This is a genomic window from Guptibacillus spartinae, assembly GCF_028610625.1.
GTDB lineage: Bacteria > Bacillota > Bacilli > Bacillales > Guptibacillaceae > Guptibacillus > Guptibacillus spartinae.
Map to the genome: position 1 here is coordinate 44,601 of NZ_JAQQWU010000010.1, position 25,705 is coordinate 70,305.

28 protein-coding genes are annotated in these 25,705 nt (G+C 40.9%); 20 read left to right on the forward strand and 8 right to left on the reverse strand.

What is annotated here, in order from left to right:
• The first annotated feature begins 20 nt into the window (after positions 1–20).
• The 3 genes from PQ511_RS16425 (at position 21) to PQ511_RS16435 (ending at position 3,453) form a co-directional block, all read left to right on the forward strand.
• Positions 21–1,538 carry a BCCT family transporter gene (locus tag PQ511_RS16425; protein WP_273852993.1) on the forward strand — a complete coding sequence of 506 codons (1,518 nt, stop codon included), beginning with the start codon at positions 21–23 and terminating at the stop codon, positions 1,536–1,538.
• Positions 1,539–1,639: 101 nt separating this feature from the next.
• Positions 1,640–2,347: a Type 1 glutamine amidotransferase-like domain-containing protein gene (locus PQ511_RS16430; RefSeq protein WP_273852994.1), complete on the forward strand. Its 708-nt coding sequence runs from the start codon at positions 1,640–1,642 to the stop codon at positions 2,345–2,347.
• Entirely contained in the window at positions 2,344–3,453 is a 1,110-nt protein-coding gene (locus tag PQ511_RS16435; protein ID WP_273852996.1) for a hypothetical protein, read from the forward strand. The genes PQ511_RS16430 and PQ511_RS16435 overlap by 4 nt, the downstream gene beginning before the upstream one ends.
• A gap of 32 nt (positions 3,454–3,485) precedes the next feature.
• Here PQ511_RS16435 and PQ511_RS16440 read toward each other — a convergent pair whose 3' ends face one another.
• The gene (locus tag PQ511_RS16440; RefSeq protein ID WP_273852997.1) at positions 3,486–4,310 is read right to left on the reverse strand and encodes an STAS domain-containing protein; all 825 of its coding nucleotides are present in this window, start codon (positions 4,308–4,310) and stop codon (positions 3,486–3,488) included.
• A 124-nt stretch (positions 4,311–4,434) separates the two neighbouring features.
• Here PQ511_RS16440 and PQ511_RS16445 point away from each other — a divergent pair, with 124 nt between their 5' ends.
• On the forward strand, positions 4,435–4,764 hold the full coding sequence (locus PQ511_RS16445) for a winged helix-turn-helix transcriptional regulator (RefSeq protein ID WP_273852998.1): 330 nt from the start codon (positions 4,435–4,437) through the stop codon (positions 4,762–4,764).
• A 37-nt stretch (positions 4,765–4,801) separates the two neighbouring features.
• Here the strand turns inward: PQ511_RS16445 and PQ511_RS16450 are convergent, their stop codons facing one another.
• Complete coding sequence (locus PQ511_RS16450) at positions 4,802–6,376, reverse strand: peptide chain release factor 3 (RefSeq protein WP_273852999.1); 1,575 nt, start codon at positions 6,374–6,376, stop codon at positions 4,802–4,804.
• Positions 6,377–6,518: 142 nt separating this feature from the next.
• Here PQ511_RS16450 and PQ511_RS16455 point away from each other — a divergent pair, with 142 nt between their 5' ends.
• The 3 genes from PQ511_RS16455 to PQ511_RS16465 all read left to right on the forward strand — a co-directional run bounded on the left by PQ511_RS16455 (position 6,519) and on the right by PQ511_RS16465 (position 9,438).
• Complete coding sequence (locus tag PQ511_RS16455) at positions 6,519–6,929, forward strand: flavoprotein (protein ID WP_273853000.1); 411 nt, start codon at positions 6,519–6,521, stop codon at positions 6,927–6,929.
• Between the two features lie 337 nt (positions 6,930–7,266).
• Positions 7,267–8,472, forward strand: coding sequence for an MFS transporter (locus PQ511_RS16460; protein WP_273853001.1), 1,206 nt, complete (start codon positions 7,267–7,269; stop codon positions 8,470–8,472).
• A 12-nt stretch (positions 8,473–8,484) separates the two neighbouring features.
• Complete coding sequence (locus PQ511_RS16465) at positions 8,485–9,438, forward strand: LLM class oxidoreductase (protein ID WP_273853002.1); 954 nt, start codon at positions 8,485–8,487, stop codon at positions 9,436–9,438.
• 24 nt (positions 9,439–9,462) lie between these two features.
• Here the strand turns inward: PQ511_RS16465 and PQ511_RS16470 are convergent, their stop codons facing one another.
• Entirely contained in the window at positions 9,463–11,493 is a 2,031-nt protein-coding gene (locus tag PQ511_RS16470) for a sigma-54 interaction domain-containing protein (RefSeq protein ID WP_273853003.1), read from the reverse strand.
• Positions 11,494–11,666: 173 nt separating this feature from the next.
• Here PQ511_RS16470 and yfcC point away from each other — a divergent pair, with 173 nt between their 5' ends.
• Positions 11,667–13,178 carry a putative basic amino acid antiporter YfcC gene (yfcC, locus tag PQ511_RS16475; RefSeq protein ID WP_273853004.1) on the forward strand — a complete coding sequence of 504 codons (1,512 nt, stop codon included), beginning with the start codon at positions 11,667–11,669 and terminating at the stop codon, positions 13,176–13,178.
• 21 nt (positions 13,179–13,199) lie between these two features.
• On the forward strand, positions 13,200–14,366 hold the full coding sequence (gene iadA, locus PQ511_RS16480) for a beta-aspartyl-peptidase (RefSeq protein ID WP_273853005.1): 1,167 nt from the start codon (positions 13,200–13,202) through the stop codon (positions 14,364–14,366).
• A 40-nt stretch (positions 14,367–14,406) separates the two neighbouring features.
• Here the strand turns inward: iadA and PQ511_RS16485 are convergent, their stop codons facing one another.
• Positions 14,407–14,925, reverse strand: coding sequence for a ferritin-like domain-containing protein (locus PQ511_RS16485; RefSeq protein WP_273853007.1), 519 nt, complete (start codon positions 14,923–14,925; stop codon positions 14,407–14,409).
• A gap of 154 nt (positions 14,926–15,079) precedes the next feature.
• Between PQ511_RS16485 and PQ511_RS16490 the strand changes: the two genes are divergently transcribed.
• Positions 15,080–15,745, forward strand: a complete 666-nt coding sequence (locus PQ511_RS16490) for a type 1 glutamine amidotransferase domain-containing protein (protein WP_273853008.1) — start codon at positions 15,080–15,082, stop codon at positions 15,743–15,745.
• A 127-nt stretch (positions 15,746–15,872) separates the two neighbouring features.
• On the opposite strand, the gene PQ511_RS16495 is transcribed toward PQ511_RS16490, so the two are convergent.
• The gene (locus PQ511_RS16495; protein ID WP_273853009.1) at positions 15,873–16,154 is read right to left on the reverse strand and encodes a hypothetical protein; all 282 of its coding nucleotides are present in this window, start codon (positions 16,152–16,154) and stop codon (positions 15,873–15,875) included.
• A gap of 107 nt (positions 16,155–16,261) precedes the next feature.
• Positions 16,262–17,020: an MBL fold metallo-hydrolase gene (locus PQ511_RS16500; RefSeq protein ID WP_273853010.1), complete on the reverse strand. Its 759-nt coding sequence runs from the start codon at positions 17,018–17,020 to the stop codon at positions 16,262–16,264.
• Positions 17,021–17,139: 119 nt separating this feature from the next.
• On the opposite strand from PQ511_RS16500, the gene PQ511_RS16505 reads away from it, so the two are divergent.
• The 5 genes from PQ511_RS16505 (at position 17,140) to PQ511_RS16525 (ending at position 20,461) form a co-directional block, all read left to right on the forward strand.
• Complete coding sequence (locus PQ511_RS16505; protein ID WP_273853011.1) at positions 17,140–17,553, forward strand: Lrp/AsnC family transcriptional regulator; 414 nt, start codon at positions 17,140–17,142, stop codon at positions 17,551–17,553.
• 98 nt (positions 17,554–17,651) lie between these two features.
• Positions 17,652–17,828 (forward strand): hypothetical protein, encoded by a 177-nt coding sequence (locus PQ511_RS16510; RefSeq protein WP_273853012.1) that lies wholly within the window; start codon positions 17,652–17,654, stop codon positions 17,826–17,828.
• 24 nt (positions 17,829–17,852) lie between these two features.
• Positions 17,853–18,401, forward strand: a complete 549-nt coding sequence (locus PQ511_RS16515; RefSeq protein WP_273853013.1) for a DUF3267 domain-containing protein — start codon at positions 17,853–17,855, stop codon at positions 18,399–18,401.
• A gap of 13 nt (positions 18,402–18,414) precedes the next feature.
• On the forward strand, positions 18,415–18,933 hold the full coding sequence (locus PQ511_RS16520; protein ID WP_273853014.1) for a hypothetical protein: 519 nt from the start codon (positions 18,415–18,417) through the stop codon (positions 18,931–18,933).
• 202 nt (positions 18,934–19,135) lie between these two features.
• A complete protein-coding gene (locus PQ511_RS16525) occupies positions 19,136–20,461 on the forward strand; it encodes a cyanophycinase (RefSeq protein WP_273853015.1) in 1,326 nt (441 codons plus the stop codon).
• A 45-nt stretch (positions 20,462–20,506) separates the two neighbouring features.
• Here PQ511_RS16525 and PQ511_RS16530 read toward each other — a convergent pair whose 3' ends face one another.
• On the reverse strand, positions 20,507–20,977 hold the full coding sequence (locus tag PQ511_RS16530; RefSeq protein WP_224597595.1) for a nucleoside deaminase: 471 nt from the start codon (positions 20,975–20,977) through the stop codon (positions 20,507–20,509).
• A 92-nt stretch (positions 20,978–21,069) separates the two neighbouring features.
• Positions 21,070–22,296: a glycoside hydrolase family protein gene (locus PQ511_RS16535; protein ID WP_224597593.1), complete on the reverse strand. Its 1,227-nt coding sequence runs from the start codon at positions 22,294–22,296 to the stop codon at positions 21,070–21,072.
• Positions 22,297–22,487: 191 nt separating this feature from the next.
• Between PQ511_RS16535 and PQ511_RS16540 the strand changes: the two genes are divergently transcribed.
• The 5 genes from PQ511_RS16540 to PQ511_RS16560 all read left to right on the forward strand — a co-directional run bounded on the left by PQ511_RS16540 (position 22,488) and on the right by PQ511_RS16560 (position 25,618).
• Complete coding sequence (locus PQ511_RS16540) at positions 22,488–22,838, forward strand: potassium channel family protein (RefSeq protein ID WP_273853016.1); 351 nt, start codon at positions 22,488–22,490, stop codon at positions 22,836–22,838.
• Positions 22,839–23,028: 190 nt separating this feature from the next.
• Positions 23,029–23,298 carry a 30S ribosomal protein S14 gene (gene rpsN / locus PQ511_RS16545; protein ID WP_273853017.1) on the forward strand — a complete coding sequence of 90 codons (270 nt, stop codon included), beginning with the start codon at positions 23,029–23,031 and terminating at the stop codon, positions 23,296–23,298.
• Positions 23,299–23,316: 18 nt separating this feature from the next.
• A complete protein-coding gene (locus tag PQ511_RS16550; RefSeq protein WP_273853018.1) occupies positions 23,317–23,655 on the forward strand; it encodes a hypothetical protein in 339 nt (112 codons plus the stop codon).
• A 182-nt stretch (positions 23,656–23,837) separates the two neighbouring features.
• Entirely contained in the window at positions 23,838–24,263 is a 426-nt protein-coding gene (locus PQ511_RS16555; protein WP_273853019.1) for a MerR family transcriptional regulator, read from the forward strand.
• Positions 24,264–24,334: 71 nt separating this feature from the next.
• Positions 24,335–25,618: a hemolysin family protein gene (locus tag PQ511_RS16560; RefSeq protein ID WP_273853020.1), complete on the forward strand. Its 1,284-nt coding sequence runs from the start codon at positions 24,335–24,337 to the stop codon at positions 25,616–25,618.
• Positions 25,619–25,705 lie beyond the last annotated feature (87 nt).

Genomic DNA, 25,705 nt, shown 5'->3' on the forward strand with positions numbered 1-25,705 from the left:
ATTTTTTGAGAGGTGAGTTAATGAAAAATGCAACGCTTGTTTTTTGGTACAGTCTTATTGTCTGTGGATTCGTTGTATTATGGGGAGCAATTTGGCCAGACCATTTACAGTCCGTAACGTCCACAGCTACCACGTATATATCGAGTCGATTTGGATGGTATTATCTCCTTTTAATTATGGGGATTCTTGTTTTCTGCGTCTATTTGATTTTTTCGAGATTTAAAGATATTAAGCTTGGTGGAAAAGACGATAAACCAGAGTTTAGCTTGCCAACCTGGTTTGCGATGCTTTTCAGTGCAGGTATGGGAATGGGCATGGTTTTTTGGACGACTGCAGAGCCCATTTCTCACGCCTTTAAAAGTAGTCCGAGCGGGGAATTAGGAACAAATAAAGCGATAGAAGAATCGCTTCAGTATTCCTTTTTCCATTGGGGGATTCATGCGTGGGCTGTCTATGCCCTTGTTGCTCTTGTGTTAGCTTATTTTAAATTTCATAAAGGTTATCCTGGATTAATTAGCGCTACGTTGACCCCCTTGTTTGGAGAAAAACGAATGCAGGGTATGCTCGGATATATGATCGACACGCTTGCTGTTGTAGCGACAGTGGTAGGAGTAGCAGCAACGCTTGGATTCGGATCTGCCCAAATTAATCAGGGACTTAAGTTTTTGTTTAATACGCCAGCGAACTTCTCTGTTCAACTGCTTATTCTCGTCATCTCAACAGCATTGTTTATTGCTTCAGCATGGTCAGGGTTAAAGAGAGGCATTAAATACTTAAGTAATATTAATATGATTCTCGGATTTGCCCTCATGATTCTCCTGCTTATTGTAGGACCAACGCTTTATATTATGAATATGTTTACTGGATCTTTAGGAGGTTATATCTCTAACTTTTTTGATATGAGTTTTCATATTGAGCCAATTAATAACGATCAAAGATCTTGGGTTGATAGTTGGACGATTTTCTACTGGGCATGGTGGATCTCCTGGTCACCATTTGTAGGTATTTTTATTGCTAGAATTTCAAGAGGACGAACGATCAAAGAATTTATGCTTGGTGTTTTATTTGTTCCATCACTTGTCTGTTTCATATTTTTTGCGGTCTTTGGTGTATCTGCTCTCGATTTACAACAGAGTGGCATTGCTACGATATCGGACTATTCAATAGAAACAGCAACTTTTGCTGTTTTACAAGAATATCCCCTTGGTACACTCATGTCATTTATTACGATTTTCGTTATTGCCATTTTCTTTATCACTTCAGCTGATTCAGCAACGTTTGTCTTAGGGATGTTAAGTACAACAGGTTCATTGAATCCTTCAGCACTGATCAAAATTGTATGGGGATTAGCTCTGTCTGCGATGGCGGCGATTATCGTGTATTTTGGTGGAACACAGGGGTTGCAAAACATGTTAATTCTCGCAGCTTTACCATTTTCAATCGTCGTGATTTTGATGGGGTACTCCTTCTATCGAGCAGCAAGTAAAGAGGTATTATCAAAAAGAAGAAGAACGAAAGCACAACAAAAAGCGGTTTAATGAGATGGATAGCTGTGTCCCGATGGGGGCACAGTTTTTTTTGCAGGGAAAAAAGAAGTGGTATGGAATTGTTAATGGATACGGGAAAGGAATGAGTAACAGTGAAACAGATTATCGCAATTGGCGGTGGAGGGTTTTCGATGGAACCTGACAACCCGCTATTAGATCGTTACATCCTAAATCAAGCCAACAGCAAAGAACCAAAAATTTGTTTCATTCCGACTGCTAGTGGAGATGCAGACGGATACATAGCGAAATACTATGCCTTTTTTGAGAAACAATCTTGCGTGCCATCGCACCTGTCGTTATTTAAACCACATGTAAAAGATATAGAAGGCTTCTTGTTAAGTCAGGATATTCTCTATGTAGGAGGAGGCAACACTAAGAATCTCCTCGTGCTTTGGAAAGAGTGGGGACTGGATGGAATCATGAAAAAAGCCTGGGAGCGGGGCATTATTTTAGCTGGAATTAGTGCAGGAGCGATCTGCTGGTTTGAAGAAGGGGTCACCGATTCATTTGGGGATGAGCTCCATGCGATTGAGTGTCTAGGTTTACTAAGGGGCAGTAGCTGTCCTCATTTTGATGGAGAAGAAAAGAGAAAATTTGCTTATCACGATTTGATTAATTCAGGTCAAATCCAACCGGGAATAGCGCTCGATGATGGGGCGGCCGTTCATTACATTGATGAGAATCTAAAGCGAGCTGTAAGTTCACGTGAAAAGGCATACGCCTATAAAGTTGAAAGAAATCTCGTAGGAGAAGAACGAGTGGAGACAATTTATTTGGGAGAGGCAGAGGACATCAAATGAAATTCCTTACAACGCAAGCTGTGTCAGAACTTGACTTGATCAATCAAGCTATTACAAACGAGGGGTTACAGTCTATATCCCATCAAGCAGAAGTTTCTCTACTAGGAGAAGGAGCCTGGCATTTCGCCTTTTTGTTAGAGAAAGAACAACTTGTCCTTCGTATACCAAAGAAGATAGCCTATGAAAAAGAAGTTCTATTTCTTCAGAACGAGTTAACAGCAGAGTATGCTGCAACAAAGGCGTTTTATTCTCATGCGAATAGGGCGAAAGGAGGCGTGTGCCCCGAACAATTCACATTTTTCGTTCAAGAAGAATTAACGTATACGCTAGAATCGTACTTAGGCAAATCAAGTGACATTGGCGACCTCTCAACAAACGAATCACTTCAATATGGCATTGAAATAGGAGAATTTTTTCTTGCATTAGAAACGATGGAAGCTCCTTATAAAGGAATCGGATATTTAAAGTGTGATGAGGATGGTCAGTTAAATGGAGGGCTTGATATGACCCAAAAAGAGTTCTTATATGAAGAGACGAAAGAGTATGATGAGGAGTTAAGTCGTTTACTTGCGAGCGAGTATGAGTTTGATAAAAAAAGGGTGGAAGCAGTTGGGAGAGAGCTGATCTCTGCTCGATCCCTGGACGGTGAAAGAATAACGTTTACGAATCAAGATACTTCTCCGGAGAACCTGATCTTTTCAGAAAATGGCTTTAAGATGATCGACCCTTACCCGCTTCTTTCTCCTGGAGTTTCGCTAGCTGCCAATCACGTCTTTAATTATACCTTTTTGTTCCCTTTGTTTTATAATACGATTAGATATCGTAAAGGGAACTATCAACAATCTCTTCTGCAATTAAGAGCAAACGCTTCAGGATTCATAAAAGCATATGCTGCTCATTCAAGTCAGAAGCAAACCAATTTACATATTGAAATGTATTTAAAGCTTCTTACAATGGCGCATGAGCATGGAGAGTTGTTAAGCGCAACAACATTAAGTCGTGAACAGATCATTCGATATGGCACAAAAGCACAAATCGAAGAACGTTTCGTTTATTTTCTAAAAAACTTAGCACAATATCCAGTTGAAATCCCCTCTGTTTGTTAGCGAAAAAAAACCACAACAAGGTGTGGTTTTAGTTATCCATCAATCATGCCGAGAGACTTTAATGCCCCTTCTACATTCTGTTTAATTGTAAGGGATTGCAAATCGAGACCTAACGAAACAACGCCGATGGCAACTTCGGAACTCACGCCTGTGACAATGATGTCTACACCCATGACTTCAAGGGAATCCACAATCTTAAAGAGGTGCTGGGTCATCATCGTATCTAGTGTAGCCACACCCGATAGGTCAAGAATAAGGCAATGGATCTTCTTGGCGCTTGATTCCATCAACGTACGTTCAAGAATGAGGTTGGCGCGTTTCTCATCAATTTCTCCGATAATTGGGCAAATCGCTACACGCGATGAAAGCTTAATAATAGGTACAGATAAAGCATCATCCTGGGAATATTCAGATTGAATACTAAGTGTTTTTTGCTTTAAATAGCTTTCCGTATAAAACTGAATGTAATGATCAATTAACGGATCAATTAACTTTGTGACGGTTAGAACGTCCGAAGCGGTTAGGGAGAGCGTATGCTGGTTCTCTTCCATGTAGCTAAGGAGCGAATGTTTAACGACTGAAACGCTCATTAACATTGTATCTAAATAGCCAGGTATCACATCGTTTATTTTAACATTCGGAAGTTCCTCAGTAGGATAAGATAATTCGCCAGCTTCAACCGATTCGCCTAGTGCTTTAATAAACGTTTCGATAAAATGAACAGGCACAATAGCTGGGAGATTTTGTTCTTTGACGGAAATTTCAATTTGATGTCGCGCGCTTGCTGTGATTTGATCGATGTTTTGTATGATGGATTGTCCTAAAAGTTGGACAGTGTGTGAAATGTTTTCGGACATAGAAACTCCCCTCTAACTTTGTAGTCAACTTATGATAAAATAAGAGTATTATATGCTTATCTTACTACAATGCACGGTTTTGTGAAGAAGTATATTACTATATACCTGGAGGTGCAGGGGGAATTTGAACAGATCCGTTGAGGATATGAAAACGACGCTTGATGTTGTCTGTGGGAAGTGGAAAGCTGTTTTGCTGCTAGAATTAGTGGAGACGCCTCTTCGATTTAGTGAGATTAAAAAGGCGATTCCGCGCATTCCTCATCAAACGTTAATTAAACATTTAAAAGAACTTGAGCATGATGGATTAATTAACCGGGTCGAATCGGATGATGTACCTCCGAAAGTCGAGTATTCGTTAACTTCATATGGTTATGCTCTTGAACCATTGCTTCAAGAAATGGAAAAATGGGGAAGAGTTCACCGCTCTCGTTCAGAAGAAACGATTGCAAACTAAAAGGAACGTGCAGATGCACGTTCCTTTTTTCGTCTACTTATCTTGACTCTCTTAGTGGAATATCCGGGTTTTTATCCTGGAACCATCTAAGCGCAAAGTCATTTTGAAATAGAAGAACAGGTCGCTTAAGCTGATCGTAAACAAGCATATTACGAACACTGTCTACTTTTTCTTCTGGGTTATCCGTTTCAATCCATCGAGCATGCTGATGCGGCATTGTATCAAATTGAATATCGACGTTGTATTCACCTTTCATACGATATTCAAAAATCTCAAACTGTAGACGTCCTACTACACCGATGACGATTTCATCCCAGTGAGCGGTACGATAGACTTGAATCGCCCCTTCTTCTGAAAGCTGCTGTACGCCCTTGTAGAAATGCTTCTGTTTCATCGCTTTTTGGGCACGAACCTTCGCGAAATGCTCTGGTGGGAACGTTGGTAAGGCACCGAAGGAATAGACGTTTTTCGAACCAACGAGCGTGTCGCCAATTTGATACGTTCCTGAATCATAGAGTCCAACAATATCACCAGGGTATGCTTTTTCTACATTGCCTCGAGAGGAGGCGAAGAAAAGTTGCCCCTGCGATAACTTCAGGCTCTTACCTGTACGCTCAAGCCATGCTTCCATTCCTTTTTCAAATGTACCTGACACAATACGTAAGAATGCCACGCGGTCACGGTGAGCGGGGTTCATGTTCGCTTGAATTTTAAAGATAAACCCTGAGAACGTTTCGTCATCTGGCTTCACTTCACCTTCAGAGCTCTCGCGAGGTGCTGGAGAAGGAGCGAGATCAAGAAAGTGGTTTAAGAATGTAGGTACACCAAAGCTTGAGATCGCACTTCCGAAGAAGACTGGCGTTTGCTTACCAGATTGAAGCGCTTCTTCGCTATAAGTTGCGCCAGCTTCGTCAAGTAGCATCACGTCTTCTTGCAGCTGACTTACAAGATCTTCACCAGCTTTTTCTTTCAGAACAGGATCATCAAGATCTGAAATTTGCATCGCCTGTTTGTTATCGCCTTCTGTATCATAAAACTCAACTGCTTTTTGATGACGATCATAAACGCCCTGGAATGATTGACCGATACCGATTGGCCAGTTCATTGGATAGGATTCAATCCCTAGAACATCTTCAATTTCTTCAAGAAGTTCAAGTGGTTCGCGACCCTGGCGATCCATTTTATTAATGAAGGTGAAAATCGGAATGCCGTGCTCACTAACAACCTTAAATAGCTTCTTCGTTTGTGACTCGACCCCTTTGGCAGCGTCGATAATCATGACGACACTGTCGACAGCAAGGAGTGTACGGTACGTATCTTCACTGAAATCTTCGTGTCCAGGTGTATCTAGAATGTTAATGGTATGACCTTTGTAATTAAAGTTCATCACACTGGACGTAACAGAAATACCACGCTGTTTCTCGATTTCCATCCAGTCAGATGTGGCGTACTTAGATGATTTACGAGATTTAACGGTTCCTGTTGAACGAATCTGTCCACCTAAAAACAACAGTTTTTCTGTTAATGTCGTTTTACCAGCATCGGGGTGAGAGATGATCGCAAAGGTCCGTCTCTTTTTTATTTCTTCTTGTAATTCTTTATGGTTACTCATTATGTCATTTAGTCCTTTCAATATCACTTCTTATGTAATATAACATATTCTTACGGTTGTTCCTATTGCTTGAAGGGGATGAAGAGAGAAGGGATTTCGATATCGGAGCACGAATGTGGGTAGAGAAAGGAGATGGAATGGGATGAGTGGATTTCAAGAATTTTTAGATGATTTTCTAACGAGCTGGAAGAACTCTTCATTAGAGGAAATAAAGAGTAAAATAAACGATACGTATCAAGCTAGAGAAATTTCAAGTCAATCTGAATTATACGATTTTGGGTATGAGGAATCGATTGAAGGCTGGGATCAAGCGTTTACGTCCTTTCAAAAAGATGGGACGAAGTGGATTCTAGAAAAGCTTACGGTTACACCGCTTCGACGAAATGAAATGCTTGCCATTATTTTTGCTTCGATTGAAGTAGATGGGGAAAAAAGTGAAACAGGAAATCTCTTTTTTAACACTTTTCGAAAAGAGGCCCAAGGAAATTGGAAGCTTGTTAGGAGTTATATTGAAGCTGGAATTCCAGGTGAACATGTAAGAGCATTTGAATAGAGCAACTCAAAACCTCTCGCTAAATTTTTAGCGGGAGTTTTTTGTGTGCAGTTCCTGATGCGAATCATTAGGCACTTATAGGTGCCTATATTACAGGAAAGTACGTACTTTTCAGATGGATGGAACGAGCGCATAATCAGAGTCAGCTTGTTCCTAGTGGTTTTGACCAAAGGGATAGGCACTAATAAGTACCTATCATACTTTTTGGGTACTGCGTTACAAAAAAGTACGTACTTCCATTGTTGTCTAGAAGGTTGCATAATCAGTTGTACTGCCGAATGGGGAGGCGCCTCCCTTTCATTTCGGCACTAAAAAAATTCAAGGAGGAATTCGCTTTATGAGTTCTCAAACACATACAATGTCAAAATCAAAAGAAAAATCCAGCGGCACTCTCGCTCTTTTAGCACTCGCGATTAGTGCATTTGGAATTGGAACAACCGAATTTGTTCCTGTTGGGCTTCTTTCTTCTATTGCAGATGACTTATCGATTTCAATTACACTGGCTGGGCTGCTGATTTCAGGCTACGCCATTGGGGTAGCGATTGGTGCTCCGGTTCTTACGGCTTTAACTGGAAAGATGAATCGGAAAACGCTCTTGATGTCATTAATGGTCGTTTTTATTATTGGTAACCTTGTTGCAGGAATATCGACATCGTTTGGCTTGTTGCTTGTTGCGAGATTTATTACGGCTTTTTCACACGGGATTTTCTTCTCAATCGGTTCAACGATTGCAGCAGATCTCGTTCCAGAAAATAAACGGGCAAGTGCGATTGCCTTTATGTTTACAGGATTAACCGTTGCAACCGTGACAGGAGTTCCACTTGGTACATTTATTGGCCAAGCGTTTGGGTGGAGAGCCACATTCCTTGGAGTCGCTCTTCTAGGTGTAATCGGTATTATCGCAAGTGCGATTCTCGTGCCGAAAGATTTGAAAGAGGCGCCACCAGCAAAGTTTAGTGAACAGTTGAAGATTTTAACAAATGGAAAATTACTATTAGCTTTTGCGATTACAGCACTAGGTTACGGTGGTACATTTGTTGCCTTTACGTACCTTGCCCCACTTCTTGAAGATGTGACAGGTCTTAGTGCAAAATTTGTTAGTGTCATATTACTTGTCTATGGTGTGGCCGTTGCAATTGGAAATATGGTTGGGGGTAAAGCATCGGATAAAAATCCATTAAAAGCATTGTTCTGGATGTTTGTCCTGCAAGCGATCATTCTTTTCGTGATGACGTTTGCCATCCCGTTTAAAGTGGCTGGTATTGTGACGATCTTCTTTATGGGATTGTTTGCTTTTATGAATGTTCCTGGTTTGCAAGTGCTCGTCGTTAACCTTGCTGAAAAGTATGTACCATCAGCGGTAAACGTCGCATCTGCCCTCAACATTGCTGCCTTTAACGTTGGGATTGCCATTGGCTCATTTGTGGGGGGCGTCATCGTAGACTCCATTGGTCTCATTCACACTCCTTGGATTGGTGGCATTATGGTCGTCGGAGCCGTTGCACTTACAGGCTGGCTTCGAGCAATGGAAAGAAAAGCATAGGAGGTTCAAAATATGAATGTATTTGAAAATCATAATGCTTATAATCGAACGTATCAAAAAGATGAGCTAACGCTTGGTCTTCATATTCCGCTTGAGAACTATCAGTTCAGTACACCGACGATGGAAAAGCAGGTAGAGCTTGCGCAGGCTGCGGAAGAGTATGGCTTTACAGCATTGTGGTTGCGTGATGTTCTTCTCAATGATCCGCAATTCGGTGATCCTGCCACAGGTCAAATTTACGATATGATGATTTATTTAACGTATCTCGCCTCGAAAACAACAAAAATTGGTCTTGGAACGGCAGCGGCTGTTTTGCCGCTGCGTCACCCATTGCGAGTCGCCAAGGAAGCAGCAACGATTGATCAGCTTTTCCCAGAAAGGCTTTTTCTAGGTGTTTCATCAGGTGACAGACAATCGGATTTTCGTGGGTTAAATGCGTCCCATGCAAACCGAGGTCATGATTTTGTCGAGGCATTTCACTATTTAAACGAAGCTTTGTATCAAGAGTTTCCATCGATTCACTCTGAACAGGGAACGGTCCATGGGGCAAATCTGGTGCCAAAGCCGACAAAACGGGTCCCCACATTTATTACAGGATTTGCCCAGCAATCGATGAAATGGTTCGCGGAACACGGTGATGGATGGATGTACTATCCTCGAGGACCAGTACAACAAAGAGAAGCCATTTCAGCATGGAGAGAGCTTTCAGAGAAATATCATCCCGGTGTGTTTAAGCCATTCAGTCAGCCGATGCATCTTGATTTGGCAGAAGATCCGAATGAGCAGCCAACACCGATTCGTCTTGGTTTTCGGATTGGACGGAACGTGTTGAACGAGCTTCTCAACATCTATAAAGAAGCAGGAGTTAATCACCTCTTCTTTGCGCTCTTTGACAGCAACCGTCCTGCAGATGAAGTGATTCAAGAGCTTGGAGAAGAGGTTGTTCCTTATTTTCCAGCACGATAAGACGAAAGCCGTTAGGGAAGCTCCCTAACGGCTTTTTTCGTATGATGTTAACTGAGCTAAATATTGCTCGCCTTCTAAGGTGATTTGGGATCCTGCCCGGCCGCGTCCTTTTATAACATATCCTTTGCTTTCAAGATCGTTTAAGCGCAAGCGGATTTGCTGAGGAGAAAGTGGGTGTGAGAAGGTAGCACTTTCTTTTGAAAGAAAATCTCGACTGGCGGATTTGCCATCGTCATTCCGATTTTTCATGATTTGAAGGATAACATAGTGATCCTTGGCATCGATGCTACTTACCGGGAGGGGAACCTGTTGTTTTGACGATTGAAGCCGCTGATGTGGAAGGTCATCCATCGTAATCGTTGAGCCACTTGCCACAACCAGGGCATAGTCGATCATGCTTTTGAGTTCTCGTATATTTCCTGGCCATTGATGGTTCGTAAATGCTTCAATGACTTTTGGATCTACTTTCATCCAGGTTCCACTTTTCGTCACAAAATAGTTTGTCAGTAATTGAATGTCGCTTAGACGCTCACGTAATGGCGGGATGGAAAGCTGAAGAACATTTAACCGATAAAATAAATCAGATCGAAATGTGCCTTCAATCATTTTTTGTTCAAGGCTTTTGTTTGTTGCGGCTATGACCCTCACATTAATCGGAGTAATTTTTCTTCCACCAATTCTTCTAATTTCTTTTTCCTGAAGCACTCGTAATAAATGCGCTTGAACGGTTGCGCTAATGTCGCCAATTTCATCTAAGAAGAGCGTTCCGTTATCCGCAAGTTCAAATAATCCTTTCTTGCCACCGCGCTGTGCTCCCGTAAACGTCCCTTCTTCATATCCAAACAGCTCACTTTCTAAAAGCGTTTCGGTTAAAGCACTGCAGTTAATCGCAATAAACGGTCCATTTTTACGAAGAGATGTCCGGTGCATGGCATGTGCGAAAAGCTCTTTGCCTACACCTGTTTCCCCATTAATGAGCACTGGATGTTCAGCAATGGCTAGTTTTTTTGCGATACGAACACAGTCAAGAAGAAGCGAATGTTCACCGAGAATGTCTTCAAAGTCATATTTGGCAGAAAATCCTTTTTTTTGTTGCTCTCGCTGGGCCGTTTTTTCGATTTCGAATGCTTGATTTACGCTTTTAAAAGTGACAACAGTTGTTTCTTCCTCTGGGATCGATTGACGAAAGGCGACCACATCGACACCGTTCATGGAGACAAATTTATTTTCTTCTTCTCCATTTAGAATAAATTCTTGTAGTTCATGATCGACTACATGCGAGAGTTCGAGACCGATAACATCGTTCGCATGGAGCTGAAAGAGGGCTTCAAGTCTATGGTTAAACAAGGTAATCTTCTTTTCTTTATTAACCGCTAGAATGCCATCATCTACCGTATTGACAACATTATGGTAATGCTCTGTTGTTCGTAAGGCATCTTGCTCAGCCACTAGAATTTTCCGATGTAAAACAATCATACTTCTGATGTAGCGCTCTGATACTTTGGAAGAAACAGAGTCGTCTAGTTGAAAATAGTTCATCACCTTAATGATGGTCGCCATATCAAAAGGTCTTACTCCGATATCGATGATTGTGGGGATATAGGAGGGGCATAAATGCGTTTCACCGGGCGAAACGGCAACATCAATATTATCGTAATACAATTGCCCGCGTTTAAATGGAACAAACGTCACGTGATTAATCCTTAGTTGGTAGAGAGATTCGATCACATCGATCGTGGAAGGATCATCATCATTCACCATTAATACCCTTTCACCTTGTGGAATCGTTAGCAAACGATCAATGTAGTCATGACGGATTGTTCGTTTTCCGACGATGGATTCGTCTCCTGCGATGTTACTTATTGAAGCAGCTTCTTTTTGGGTTGTTTCCGAAGAGTATAATATAACGCGATCTTCAATCTGATGAGGTAACATTTCGTCGATCGCAAAAGCTTTTACGGTTATGTAGTCGCCAGCTAATTGTTGTAATTGGTCATAAAGCACATTTTTCGTTTGTGTGCTCCCAGCAATGAGAGTTAAGGTCGGTCTTTTCAAATGGTTCACCCCTTTATGTTGGTTCTATTTTAACACCAGAAAGAACTCAGTAGAACCAATTATACGGTTTATTTTAATGACTTTTCGGACAATTCAAGGATTAATAGAGTTGGCATGAATCTTGCGAGTATATAAGTTAGAAACTCATGATCAAAACGGAAGGAAGGGGAAAAATGGAACAAGAAAAGAGAAAAAGAGAAATGAAAATGCCTCATACGTTTGTCATTGTCTTTTTTGTCGTACTGGCTGCTGCCGCACTAACGTACTTTATTCCAAAAGGGACGTTCGAAACGGAGGATGTGACATACATCCAGCAGGGAGAGGAACAAACGAAAACTGTTCTTATTCCAGACAGCTTTCAATATGTAACGGATGATGGGGGAGACGCCGTTCGAGAAGGGGTTTCCTTATTTGAACCATATGGTGGAACGGGTTTTCTTAATTACGTTTTTGAGGGGTTAGTATCCGGTGATAAATGGGGATCTGCAGTTGGGGTTGTTGCTTTTATCCTTATTATTGGCGGTGCGTTTGGGATCATTATGCGCACAAAGGCCATTGATCAAGGCATCCTTTCCATTATTGATAAAACGAAGGGTAGAGAAGTGCTCATTATTCCGATTATGTTCTTCTTATTTTCTTTAGGTGGAGCAGTTTTTGGAATGGGAGAGGAGGCGATTGCTTTTGCCATGATTCTCATCCCGCTTGTTGTTGCGCTAGGGTATGATGCCATTACTGGGGTAATGATTACCTACGTTGCGACACAGATTGGCTTCGCAACGTCGTGGATGAACCCGTTTAGTGTCGCCATTGCTCAGGGAGTATCTGGCATTCCTGTTTTATCAGGATCGCCTTTTCGAATGGTGATGTGGGTTGTATTTACGATCATTGGGATTGCCTATACAATGTGGTATGCGAATGGCGTTCGGAAAGATCCGAGAAAATCGCTTAGCACAGATGCCAATCGCTACTTTAAAGAGTACAATCAGAACCAGGATCTTAACAGCAAATTCACCCTTGGTCATGGACTTGTAATTTTAACTCTTGTCGCGGGAATTGGCTGGATTATCTGGGGTGTAATTGAGCATGCTTACTATATTCCAGAGATCGCAACGCAGTTCTTTACAATTGGCCTCATTGCTGGTTTAATTGCTGTCATTTTTAAGTTGAATGGCATGAAGGTAAATGATATTGCGGAAGGCTTTACAGAAGGAGCAAAAGATTTATTGCCAGCAGCATTAATCGTTGGGATGGCAAAGGGGATTGTCATTATTTTAGGTGGCGATGCAGCAGGAGAACCGTCTGTCTTAAACACGATGTTATATAGTGCAGGAAATTTAGTTGATGATTTTCCAGCTGCCATGTCGGCTTGGTTTATGTTTGTCTTTCAATCTGTTTTTAATTTCTTTGTCGTTTCTGGAAGCGGGCAGGCAGCACTTACGATGCCACTCATGGCACCGCTATCTGATATCGCCGGGGTAACCCGTCAAGTTGCCGTCCTTGCCTTCCAGCTTGGTGACGGATTAACAAATATTATTGTTCCAACATCAGCAGCTCTTATGGGGACACTTGGGGCAGCTAGAATGGATTGGGGAACGTGGTTTAAATTTATTATTAAGTTTCAAATCCTGCTGTTTGTTCTTGCGTCCGTCTTTGTGATAACAGCTTCGCTAATGAGCTTTCAGTAACAACCGTTTGGAGGAAAGACAATGCTTACAGTCATACGAAATGCCGAAGTTTATAGCCCAGATTATTTAGGGAAAAAGGATTTATTACTAGCTTTTGATAAAATTGCATTGATTGAAGAGGACATTCAACTACCGGATACCATCCCGCATGAGGTGATGGACGCGGAAGGAAAAATCATTTTTCCTGGATTCATTGACTCTCACGTTCATATTACAGGGGGCGGTGGTGAGGGAAGCTACCGAACAAGAACACCAGAGTTAACGTTATCGAAAGCGACGGGCGCTGGGGTAACGACGATTGTTGGGGTGATCGGGACCGATGGCACAACACGTACAATGCCAGATCTTATTGCGAAGGCAAGAGGGTTAGAAGAAGAAGGCATTACCTGCTATGTGCATACGGGGAGTTATCAAGTTCCAGTCAAAACATTAACGGGGAAGATTGAAGATGACATTATTTTAATTGATCGGGTCATTGGAGCGGGGGAGATCGCGATTAGTGATCATCGTTCGTCTCAGCCGACGATTGAAGAGATGGCAAAGATTGCGTCGGCTGCAAGGATTGGTGGTATGCTTTCAGGAAAAGCGGGTATCGTGAATGTTCATTTAGGTGACAGTCCATCCAAACTTTCTCTACTTGAACAAGTTGTAGAAACGACAGATATCCCAATTAAGACGTTTCATCCTACTCATATCAATCGAACGGAAGAACTTTTTAATGCGGGAGTCGCTTATGCAAAAAAAGGCGGGAACATTGATTTTACAACAAGCACGATTCCTCAATTTCTTGAAGAAGGGGAAGTGAAATGTAGTACTGGTTTAAAGCGTGCGCTTGAGGCAGGTGTTCCTGTGGAACGAATCACTTTTACCTCAGATGGACAGGCGAGCTTACCTGCTTTTAATGCTTCAGGCGAGTTTGAAGGATTACAAATCGGTTCTATTGCATCGCTATATAAAGAAGTGCGAGATGCCATTGTAGAAGATGAGGTGCCGATTTCAGATGCCATTAAAGTGATAACGAAAAATCCAGCGTCACTTTTAAGGTTAAGCCAAAAAGGTGAAATAGGCGTAGAGAAAGATGCAGATTTGGTGATTGTCGATGCGGATTTTCAGATTGATACCGTGTTTGCTCGAGGAAGAAAAATGGTTGAAGCGAGAGAGTGTCTTGTAAAAGGAACGTTTGAATAGAAGCGAAAGCTCCCCGTCAAGTGGCGGGGAGCTTTTTTCCTTATTGATACTGACTTAACCCTTTTTTAAACGCAGCAAGGTGGTTTTTCGAAGCATCTCCAAGCCTGACCATAACGGTTCGAACATCCTGCGGCAGGTCAGGTAAATCGGCTAACTTTTGGTACATCGCAATGTTATCAATCTCCCCTTGTACGCCAGCTTCAAACGCTTCTTTTAGCGTTTTTGGTGTCGTTGTATACTGACTAGCATTATCTTCTGGAACGCTAATGTTGTACCTTGTAAATAAGGGAAGAAGGGCAGTGATGTGCCTTTGTTCGGCGATTTTTATTTGAGAAAATGGCCTGATCTCGCCAAACTCTTTCATAATCGCATCGTATCTCGCTTGCGCAAGATATTCATCCTGTATGGCGTAAGTTAAGGCTTCCTGCAAGGAAATCGAGGAATCTTGTAAGGCACCTTTTGCTCCGTAGTCCTCGGGAGGGGCTTCGGCTTTTACATCAATTTGACTAAAGTTGAGAAAAATAAAGCTGATAATCGCAATTATGATCCCTTTTTTCAATGTGCTCATCCCTTCTTTGCTATATGTTGATTAAGCTTCCTATTAAGGGAATGTTTTATGTAAATTTTTTCGGGAGTCATTTTGTTTGATTTCGCATGAAAAACGAATTATGATTTTAACTGTAAAATGTATAATTACAGTAGGAGGTTCAGTCATGAGTAAACGAATATTAATGGTTGTCACAACCGCAGATACAATGAAAGAAGGACATAAAACAGGTCTCTGGTTATCCGAATTTGGAGAAGCGTATATTGAATTTGAAAAACGCGGCTATCAAATGACGGTAGCAAGCCCACTCGGGGGAAAAGTACCAGTAGATGAGCGCAGTCTAGAAGGGAGAGAAACGCCGCAGGAAATTCTTGATACGGTGAAATACCTTGAAGATACTGAAAAGCTAGAAAAGATTGTTGGTGCAATGACATTTGATGCGATCTTTATGCCTGGTGGGCATGGAACGATGTTTGATCTGCCAGAGAACGATAAACTTCAGCACCTGATTCGTGAATTTTATGAGTCCAACAAAATTGTTGCTTCTGTTTGCCACGGTCCTGCTGGGCTTGTTGGCGTAACACTCTCAGATGGAACACCGCTTGTATCTGGTAAAACCATTACAGCGTTCACAAATGAGGAAGAAAGAGAGACAACACTCGATCAATTTATGCCTTTCTTGCTTGAATCACGACTTCGTGAACTTGGTGCTAATTTTGTAGCAAAGCCAAATTGGAACGACCATGTTGAGGTTGATGGTAAGTTAATTACAGGACAGAATCCTCAATCAACAACAAGCGTGGCAAAAGAAGTGTTGAATAAGCTTAGTTAATTAGAGTCAAGAAATTGCACTCAATGTGATAGAGCCATCTAAGAGCTTTGCATCGCTAGATAATTGGGGATATCGTAAAGCATATAAAAAAGACTCCGATCATCTTTCGGAGTCTTTTTGTATGGGGTTATTCCTTTTCTTTTTTCTTTCCAAAAACCTTATTTGAAGCCCCTTTGAGTACATTTGAAGCCGTATCCACAGATTTTCCAACCACTTTATTTCCGGTTTTACTAACATTTTTCACAAAGTCCGTTGAAGCATCAGCCGCTTTCCCAACAAGGCCGCCTTCTCCACTAACAGACTTGACAAGATCGTTCGCAGTGTCAGCGGATTTATTCACAAGCTCGCTTGCGCTTTTTGATGTCTTCTTAATGATATTCTCTTCTTTTGTTGAATTCTTCTCCGACATCTCAATCCCCTCCTTCGCGAAATTTGGTACACCTCTATGCTTATGAAGAGGAGGAGGGGATTATGAATTGTAATAAACGAGTACCAGATTAAAAATATAACGCAGCTTTAGAATGAGAGGGTTTGATCATCGTTTGGAATAAGAACTTTAGTCGATAGCTTTTTCTCTTCGATAAACTGTTTTAATTCCTCACGTGTTAAAAGACAGTGGTTGAGTGATTCCATATGAACGGCTACAATCGTCGCATTTGGTGCTTCTTGATGCGTTTGTACGACATTTTCTTTTGTCATCGTAATTGGACCGCCCTCAAGAAATTGAGCAGCGCCAGCGTTCACCACAATAATTTCAGGATGATGCTTTTGGATCGCTTCCTGGACATCCTTATTGAAGAGCGTATCCCCAGCGATATAGATTGTTTTTTCTTGTGAATGAGAAAAGACGACACCCGAAACTTTGCCCGTCTGTTTTAAAATCTCACCTTCTCCGTGCTTTCCTTCTGTCCGAGATAATGTGATGTCTGCCAAAGAGGATTGTTTCTCAAGTGAAACGACATTTTGAAAACCTTCTCCTTTTATTACTTCGACATCTTCTTCGTTTTGTGCAAAAATGGTGATCTCTTTTGGAAGCACCTTTTTGGCTTTTGCATCGAAGTGATCAGGGTGAAGATGGGTAACGATCACTGCGTCTACATCGATTATTTCATTGATTGACGTTGAAAGCCCAACAGTCGGGTTGGAGAGATGTTGGTTTGCGGTATTTGAGAAAGGAGGCATCGCTCCTTTCTCAGATAAAAATGGATCGATTAAAAACTTCTTATCGGCATATTCAAGAACGAGTGTCGCGTTACGAATAAAATGAATCTTCATTATGTGTTCCTCCCTTTGATCTGATTCCTCTATAGGATAATATAAATGCTAAGAAGGCATACAGAGATAAAATCAAGTGTTTTCGGGATAATGCTTGATAAGTGAAAGGAAATGGTCCCATGTTGGATAAAACAGATCAGAAAATCATTGAAGAGCTAACGAACAATGGACGAATGACGATGAAGGAGCTAGGTGAAAAGGTGCACTTAACAGGTCAGGCAGCTTCATCACGAGTCGCTCGTTTAGAAGATGAAGGAATCTTAGAAGGCTATACAATTAAGGTTAACAAGCAAAAAATCGGATACTCCGTTCACTGCTTTATAAACATTTACACCCGAAATATTCACCATCAACCTTATCTTTCTTTTTTGGATTTGGAAAGCGAATATGTACTAAATAACTATAAAATTAGTGGCGATGGTTGTTACTTATTAGAATGCCGTTTTCCATCCAATAAGGAATTGGACGCGTTTCTTGTTCAGCTGAATGTCCACGTGAATTATAAGCTTTCCATTGTGATTAACCAGTCGTAGTCGAGAATGAAACCTTTTTGTTATGAAAATCGTAGCTATAGATACAGTGTTAAGAATTAGTTATTTATAGGAGATTGAGATGAAAAGGAGCGCGATCAATGGGATTAAATCTAAAATTAATCACAATGGTTTTATTCACTGCAATAGGCGTAACCATAGGCTATTTTATTTTCACTCCAATTGTAGACGATCTCATCTTAGGTCTAGTCATTGGACTATGCATAGGCGTAACGATTGGGATTTCCATTATTCCAAAGGTTAAACCCAAATCATAAAACTGACTTAAAAGGAGTAAAGATTTGATTCAATCTGATAAAACGGAAGCTCAGACGCTCGTTTGGGAAGAAATGAAAATACCTAGAATGCTCAATGTAACAATAGTAAGTCTTAGTCTTATTAGTATTTTAATAGGACACTACTTTGTTTCGATGATCGCCTTGTTCCATTTCATTAAACAGGAGCCTGCGATACTACTTGCCTTTTTATGCATCACTTTTGTTTATATCGCCCTACATGAGCTGATTCATGGGGGATGTATGAACTTTTATAGTGGCATAAAGGCCACTTACGGGATAAGCGGCCCGTTTATTTATGCGAAAAGTGAAGCGATTTTTAATAGAAAGGCTTACCTCATCATTACACTTGCCCCAATGTTGATTCTGGGACTTAGTGCTGCTGTACTAAGCGTTTTGTTACCTGGAATAGGATTATGGTTTGGGATATTTGTGTGGGTTCTAAACCTTTATGCTTCAAGAGGGGACTTGCAGGCAGTCATGGTCGTAAAAGAACTTCCGCGTACATATGCAATTCAGGACGATGGTCATTCTCTGCAGATTTACCACAAATAAAAGGGGGAGGAAGATGCGTAAGAAGTTATTTCTAGTAATCACGATAGGCTTATCTTTATTAGTAGGATGTTCGGAACCAGAGACTTTTGAAGACTATTTTCATAAAGAGATGGAAGAAAACAAAGCCCAAACGGATGATGCGAATGATTCCTATTCTTTAATCCATCATGAACAGGACGTTGTTCATCAAAACGATGCGATCGCCATCTATACAGAGAAGCAATTTCAAGAGGAACGCATCCTCATAGCTTACATTGAGAAAGAAAATGATCAATGGGAATGGAGACAAACGAGAGGGGCAGCGTGGGGTGATCCGGCGCATTGGTCTTCAATGAATTCAGAGCCTTACATTTATTCTGGGACGATACAGGATGATGCGGTGAAAGAAGTATATGCCGGAAGAGAAAAAGCCAAAATTATTAATGTGAGTGAGGGCAAGAGATTTTGGTATGCGGTAAGTGATAAAAAAGAAGTGGACGTCAAAATGGTAATGGAAGATGGCGCCGAAGAGGTCGTTGAGGAATTAGGTTGATACGAAAAGAGAATAGCGAATCAATGTTGTCATACCTAAAATGCATTTTCCTACTGGAGAATGCGTTTTTAGGTTTTTATTGGTTTCTAATACAACCAATAAAGAACTGATCCAAATGCTCATTCCTTCTATTACAGTCATTTTTCAGTTGGAACGGAACTTGCATAATAGTTTGACAATGATGATGAAGGGAGTGGAAATGATGGGGAAATGGAAAAGTGCGCTAGGTTTGTTTACTGTGCTTTTGTTAGGTACGGTGCTCATTACTCAGGAAATGGACGTCGAAACAAATGCAGCGGATAAACAGGAAAAAGGGTCTCTCGTTATCGTAGGGGGAGCCCTAAGTCCAGATAATGCAGAAGTGTATGACGCGTTTCTATCATTAGCAATGGATTATCGAAACAAACCAAAAGAAGAAGTAAAAATCGGGATCATGCCAACTGCAAGTGCAACACCGGTCCAAAGCGCAACTTCCTACAAGGAAGATTTTATTCGCTACGGTGCAGATGAGGAGAACATTGAGATCCTGCCGATTGCTGTAAGTGACGATCCGTCAACAGAAGAGGATGAAGCGAAGTGGAAAGATGGGGCGAATGATGAAAAACTTGCCGAACAAGTGAAAAAGTATGATGCAATCTGGTTTGTTGGCGGCAATCAGTTGGATTACACGGATACGCTTTTAGCTAACGGCAAGGATACGCCAGTATTGGCATCCATTCGTGAAAATTATTCAAACGGGGCCGTTCTAGGAGGGTCTAGTGCTGGTGCAGCCGTTATGAGTGATCCGATGATCGGTGCAGGGACGAGTATTGGTGCGTTAAATCAAGGTGTTACAAATGAAGACAATTACGGGGATGCAGAAGACAATCGCGTCTTCCTTACAGATGGCCTAGGTTTTTTTGAAGCAGGCATGGTTGATCAGCATTTTGTAAAGCGTGGGCGTTTTGGAAGACTCATCGTTGGGGCATGGGATGCTGGTAATGAAATGGGATATGGCATAGATGAGAATAGTGCGATGATTGTGCATAATGACAATCAATCAATCGAAGTCATTGGGGAAAGTGGACTTGTGATCGTTGATCTTTCAAATGCAAAGAAAACGAAAGAATATCCGACAGCAATGAAAGATGTCACCATTAGCTATATTGAAAAGGGAGATCGTTATTTCTGGGAATCGAAAACCTATCAGATCACTGAAGACAAACCACTTATAGAACAGCCTTATTATCCTGAGAGCACGACAAATACAGGGATTTTTGGAGAAGACGCGCTTAAGCAAGTTTTGACGTATGATTTGGTTGATAGTGATTCTGATGAAGCGGTAGGTCTAGCCTATGAATTGACCGACGAGAAAAAAGGAGAAGGGTTTAAATTAGTCTTCTCGGAAGTGGATCAAACAAAAGGATACTGGGGAAAGATCGATGGCGTAGAATCGTACGCAGCGATTAACGTTTCGCTAGATATCATTCCTATGGAGATCAAATTAAAGGTGGATAAAGTAAACGAAAAGAAAATGGAAAAATTCTAGTCGTGAGGATATGGAAAGAAGGATGTGCACAAGGCACATCCTTCTTTAGTATTCTACACGTTCTCCATGTTTGTGCCAGTTTTGAAAAGGCTCGTTCTTTTCTTCCATTTCAATATGATGAAAGGGAATCTTCCTTTGTTCAGGTTTTTTCTCAATTTCTTCATAGATGACTGCATCGTCAAACCCCGCATCGGCTGCTTCATGCCTTGAAGCAGCGAAGTAAACGCGATCAGGACGTGACCAGTAAATCGCACCGAGGCACATCGGGCAAGGTTCACAGCTTGCGTAAATGATGCATCCGTCAAGTTGATGTGTGCCGAGCTTTTGGCAGGCATTCCGAATGGCGACAACTTCTGCATGGGCAGTGGGGTCATGATCGCTTGTCACTTGATTAAAGCCTTCGCCAATCACTACGCCATCCTTTACAACGATGGCACCAAATGGCCCGCCATGATAATCTGTCACGCTTTTAGATGCTAATTGAATCGCGTGTGTTAGCCAATCCTTCTCTGTCATTTCATCACACTCCTATCTAATAGGTATTAGACATTTCTATCATCATTCCCTATCAATAGAAAAAATTTCAAGGAGAAGTGGCTATTTGTTCGTTACGTCACGCTGTTTGTCGCATAGCCTATGTTCAAGTCGCTTGTCGAACCGGCTGGTGCACCAGTCATCCAGAGCTTATAAAATACAGCGTCACCATTCCCATCAAATTTAGTCGGACTATAAAGAACAGAAGGAGTGTAATTTCTTCCTGAACGCCAGGGAACGCCATCATTAATGCTAAAAACGGGATTAAGTGGACTCTTCACCCAGTTGATGCCATCTGTTGATCGAGCACATCCGATTCCTTCGCTTGTATCCAACCTGCCGCCACTGTACCACATAACAAATTCGTTGGAAGATATCTGTAAAACTGACGCTTGTCCTGTAGCATAGCGATCATCCCACTCTCCAGCTGTTCCTTTCGCAAGAACTGGTAGTGGACCGACACGTGTCCAACTGATGCCATCTGAAGATACAGCAAGAGCGATTTGGCCGTCACTTCCATTATCAATTGAATAATACATCACGTAGCGGTTATTAAAAGGATTCACGGGATCGACTACAGCTGGGTTATCAGGATAATACAGAATATCTGCTGGTCCTACAGATTCGTAGTTTGGTGCTAGTGCAATTGGGACAATAAGAGGAGAAGTTGTATCTTGAATTAACGTTTGATCATTTGTCCATGTAATCCCATCGGTTGAAGTTGCTGTTCTTATCATGCGAAGAACACTTGGAAATAGTGGATCAATTTGAAAGTATTGCGAGTCCCAATACCATATTCTATATGGTGAGCCAATACCGAATCCATCAGGATCGTAGAGTACTTTAGAATGACGCTGGCGTGCAGCGAGCCCAATCATATTGCTTTGGAATGTCCAGGTTGTCCCGTCTGGCGACGTGGCAAGTGCAATTCCACCATTTCCATCAAAGTCATACCACATTTTATATACTTCAGAAGCAGCGAAATTCATTCCATCATATAAAACGCGATTATAGTAAGCTCGAGTGGCTGGGTTATAAACTGGATTTCCTACAAATTCATCCCACTCACAGTTAGGGCTCGGTTGTGGAGGAATAGGAGGTGTTGGTGAAGGAAAGGCATTTGTATATTGAATAGACGTTACTTTGGAACAATCGATCGTCACAAAAGCGCTATTAGCATCTAAGCCATTGACGCAACCATTTGAGACGTTTAATACTCTTACATAGACGGTCTCAGATACACCTAATAAAGTGAAACCGATAATTGTTCCTGGCGTCACTTTTTTAAAACAACAAGGCATTGCATGATCTCCTTTCATAGATTTATTACTAGAATATGATAGAGATGGAAGAATGATTGTGTGGTTTTCCTATTAGCGGGTGACAGGCACCACCCGGTTTAGCTCAGATGTTGTCGAATGAGCAGCGTGTGGTAAAATCAGTTTTATGCGATTATGACTGGTGGTAGGACACACTTAGCTGGGAGGCTTATATGATTTCGTTTCTGCTGACATTAAAGAGAATGCTATCTGCTTTATGGCGGGCAATTAAAGATAAAGAATTTCAGGTACTCTTCTTTTTAACAACAATGACACTTATTTCAGGAACGATCTTCTACCATACTGTGGAGCATTGGTCCGTGTTGGATTCACTCTATTTTAGTGTTGTTACGTTAACAACCGTAGGGTTTGGTGATTTTAGTCCGCAAACTGATTTTGGTAAGATTTTCACCATCATCTATTTGTTCACTGGAGTTGGATTAATCCTAGGGTTTATCAATAAACTTGCTTTGCATATGGGAAGAAGTAAGACGAGGGATCGCGAAAAGAAGAGCTCAACTTAAACAAAAATTGAGCTCTTGTTTAAACTCGAAGTTCAAATTCTTGCGTTATAACGAATAGAGGTTTACAATACAAAACGTAATTATTACGATTTGATGCGAGGAAGCTTCCTTGCTCGGTTGTGGATAAGTATATCGAGCACGCTGAAAAAATAAATAGCATAGAGTAAGATAGATGAAGGGATGAATTCATTTGGCTAAGAAGTCGAAAGTCGTAAAAGAACAAAAACGTCAGGAGCTCGTTATGAAGTATGCCGATTTACGTCAGGAGTTGAAAGCGAAGGGTGATTATGAAGCTTTACGGAAATTACCGCGAGATTCTTCGCCAACTCGTCTGAATAATCGGTGTGAAGTGACGGGACGACCTAAAGGGTACTTACGAAAATTTCAGATGTCTAGAATTGCGTTTCGTGAATATGCTCATAAGGGGCAGATCCCTGGAGTGAAGAAGTCAAGCTGGTAAAAGGGTAGGGGAAGATGGATGGAGTGCAATGAACATTTATTGAAGATGCTCATTCGTGATAGTGTGGCAAAGCTCCCAGAGAAGGAGAAAGCCCTTTATCAGTTCATTGATGAACTGGAAGTAAGATTAATTGAATCGGCAGCCACACCCGATCAATATATGAACCTTTTGAAAAAGTACTCTCCATATCATGCAGCAGCGAAGCAATTTGATATTTCTCCTTATAAAGCGAGAACCATGATGCATCGAATTGAGTGGAAGATTGCAGGGAGAGTGGAGGAAAAACTTCATAACCTCAAGTGGGTGGAGCAACCTTCTGGTGGAAAGAGAGTGAAAAAAGGTTATTTGATGTTATAAAATAAAGAGAAGCATCATGAAATATAGGATTCGGTTCATTTCAATATGGAAAATTTTCATTAAAAAGAGCTGCGAATTTATCAACCATTCGCAGCTCTTTTGATATATGTGTAAATGATGTGAAAAGTATAACGTTCTACTGTACAGTTCTTGTGTTTTAACTTAGAATGAATGATGAGGTGATGAATCTTGGGGTGTTGTTAAAAATAGGGGAGTTAGCTGAAGTTTGCCATGTTTCGAAACGGACAGTTGACTATTATACAAAAATGGGTTTATTACAGTGTGAACGCTCTGAAACAAATTACCGCTTCTATGGAGAAGATGCGATTGATGATATTAAATTCATTGAACAATGCAAAGAAATGCAAATGACGTTAAGTCAAATCCACCAACGTCTAAAAGTAAAAAAAGCTGATCAAGTTGATACAGAAATGGTTCATAGTCAGGTGAAACAAGTCATCGATAAAATGGAATATTTAGGGGCGGAACTAAAGGATATTCACGAAAGTGTTGGGAAGTTAGATGAAGAAACTCAAACGAAGATTAAGAAAAACCTTTCGCCTCAAACTGTCGCACTTATTCAATCGTTACTTCTGTACTCAACTTGATCGTGTGAATAGTAGAAATGCCATTTTTATAAAAAGTAAGGTTAAACAACAACTCAGGAGAGTGAAATTTTTTGAATGATATACCACTGGATTCGATTCTTTTATTAGGTTCCTTAATACTGTTATCTGCTTTTTTCTCATCAGCTGAAACAGCCTATTCAAGTGTTAACAAGATTAGGTTGAGAAATTTCGCAGATGAAGGAAGGCGTGGAAGTAAAAGAGCTTTAGCCATTGCTGAAAACTTTGATAAAGCCTTATCAACGATTCTTATCGGAAACAATATTGTCAATATTGCTGCTGCAAGTATTTCAGCTGCTTTAGCAACTGATTTATTTGGCGGAAACACAGGGCTGGTTGTTAGTACGGTGTTCATGACAATATTAATCTTAATTTTTGGTGAAATACTTCCTAAATCGTTAGCAAAGGAACACGCAGAATCTTATTCCTTAATGATCGCAACAGTGTTATATGTTCTCATTAAGCTGCTTGCACCTCTCAATTTCTTTTTTGTTAAATTGAAAGTGTGGGTATCAAGTCTTTTTGCGAAAAACAGCACAATGCCATCTGTGACAGAAGAAGAGTTAAAAGTGATGTTAGATATTAGTGAAGAAGAGGGCGTCATCGATAAAGAGGAAAGAGACCTCATTCATCGATCGATGGATTTCGACGACACGCTTGCAGGTGAGGTTTTAACACCGCGAATTGACATTGTGGCCATTGATATTGAACAGTCTGTAGAAGAAATGAAAGAAATCTTTTTTGAAGAAAGGTTTTCAAGAATTCCTGTCTATCAAGATAGTATTGATAATATAATTGGGATTTTAACGGAGAAAGAATTTTTTACTCACTTAATTAAGTATCAAACGGTTGATATTAAAGAATTAATTCGAGAGCCACTGTTTGTGGTAGAATCCATGAAAATTTCCTCTCTGTTACCAAAATTGCAAAAGGAAAAGGTTCACATGGCCATTGTCCTGGATGAATTTGGTGGTACTTCAGGAATTGTGACATTAGAAGACGTACTAGAAGAGATTGTAGGAGAAATCTGGGATGAGCAAGATGAGAAATTCAGTACCATGCAGCGGATCTCTGATCGTAACTATCGTTTTGATGCTCAATTTCAGCTAGATGATTTCTTTGATTTAATGGAAGAGCCTACACCTGAAAGTTCTTATCACACGATAGGTGGATGGGTCATTGAGAATCTCGGAACAGTTCCTAGAAATGGAGATTCCTTCTATTATGAAAATCTTAAAATTATCGTCGAACAAGTGGAAGAGCGTCGCGTCAGAAAAATACTAGTAGAAGTGCTTCCGAAAGATCAAACGTATGACGATATGATGGTAAGAGCTTAAAGGTCTTTTTTAGACCACATAGAAAACAACGGAAGCAGCTGATACGAATGGCTGCTTCTTTTAAATGAATGATCTGCAAATATACTA

Bases quoted from the DNA above. Each gene is read 5' to 3' on its own strand.
- PQ511_RS16490 (WP_273853008.1), top strand. From the start codon at position 15,080: ATGAGTAAACGAATATTAATGGTTGTCACAACCGCAGATACAATGAAA.
- PQ511_RS16520 (WP_273853014.1), top strand. From the start codon at position 18,415: ATGCGTAAGAAGTTATTTCTAGTAATCACGATAGGCTTATCTTTATTA.
- PQ511_RS16550 (WP_273853018.1), top strand. From the start codon at position 23,317: ATGGAGTGCAATGAACATTTATTGAAGATGCTCATTCGTGATAGTGTG.
- PQ511_RS16500 (WP_273853010.1), bottom strand. From the start codon at position 17,020: ATGAAGATTCATTTTATTCGTAACGCGACACTCGTTCTTGAATATGCC.
- PQ511_RS16555 (WP_273853019.1), top strand. From the start codon at position 23,838: ATGAATCTTGGGGTGTTGTTAAAAATAGGGGAGTTAGCTGAAGTTTGC.
- PQ511_RS16440 (WP_273852997.1), bottom strand. From the start codon at position 4,310: ATGTCCGAAAACATTTCACACACTGTCCAACTTTTAGGACAATCCATC.
- PQ511_RS16465 (WP_273853002.1), top strand. From the start codon at position 8,485: ATGAATGTATTTGAAAATCATAATGCTTATAATCGAACGTATCAAAAA.
- PQ511_RS16425 (WP_273852993.1), top strand. From the start codon at position 21: ATGAAAAATGCAACGCTTGTTTTTTGGTACAGTCTTATTGTCTGTGGA.
- PQ511_RS16435 (WP_273852996.1), top strand. From the start codon at position 2,344: ATGAAATTCCTTACAACGCAAGCTGTGTCAGAACTTGACTTGATCAAT.
- PQ511_RS16530 (WP_224597595.1), bottom strand. From the start codon at position 20,977: ATGACAGAGAAGGATTGGCTAACACACGCGATTCAATTAGCATCTAAA.
- PQ511_RS16455 (WP_273853000.1), top strand. From the start codon at position 6,519: ATGAGTGGATTTCAAGAATTTTTAGATGATTTTCTAACGAGCTGGAAG.
- PQ511_RS16535 (WP_224597593.1), bottom strand. From the start codon at position 22,296: ATGCCTTGTTGTTTTAAAAAAGTGACGCCAGGAACAATTATCGGTTTC.
- yfcC (WP_273853004.1), top strand. From the start codon at position 11,667: ATGGAACAAGAAAAGAGAAAAAGAGAAATGAAAATGCCTCATACGTTT.
- PQ511_RS16525 (WP_273853015.1), top strand. From the start codon at position 19,136: ATGGGGAAATGGAAAAGTGCGCTAGGTTTGTTTACTGTGCTTTTGTTA.
- PQ511_RS16510 (WP_273853012.1), top strand. From the start codon at position 17,652: ATGGGATTAAATCTAAAATTAATCACAATGGTTTTATTCACTGCAATA.
- iadA (WP_273853005.1), top strand. From the start codon at position 13,200: ATGCTTACAGTCATACGAAATGCCGAAGTTTATAGCCCAGATTATTTA.
- PQ511_RS16495 (WP_273853009.1), bottom strand. From the start codon at position 16,154: ATGTCGGAGAAGAATTCAACAAAAGAAGAGAATATCATTAAGAAGACA.
- PQ511_RS16505 (WP_273853011.1), top strand. From the start codon at position 17,140: ATGTTGGATAAAACAGATCAGAAAATCATTGAAGAGCTAACGAACAAT.
- PQ511_RS16460 (WP_273853001.1), top strand. From the start codon at position 7,267: ATGAGTTCTCAAACACATACAATGTCAAAATCAAAAGAAAAATCCAGC.
- PQ511_RS16450 (WP_273852999.1), bottom strand. From the start codon at position 6,376: ATGAGTAACCATAAAGAATTACAAGAAGAAATAAAAAAGAGACGGACC.
- PQ511_RS16540 (WP_273853016.1), top strand. From the start codon at position 22,488: ATGATTTCGTTTCTGCTGACATTAAAGAGAATGCTATCTGCTTTATGG.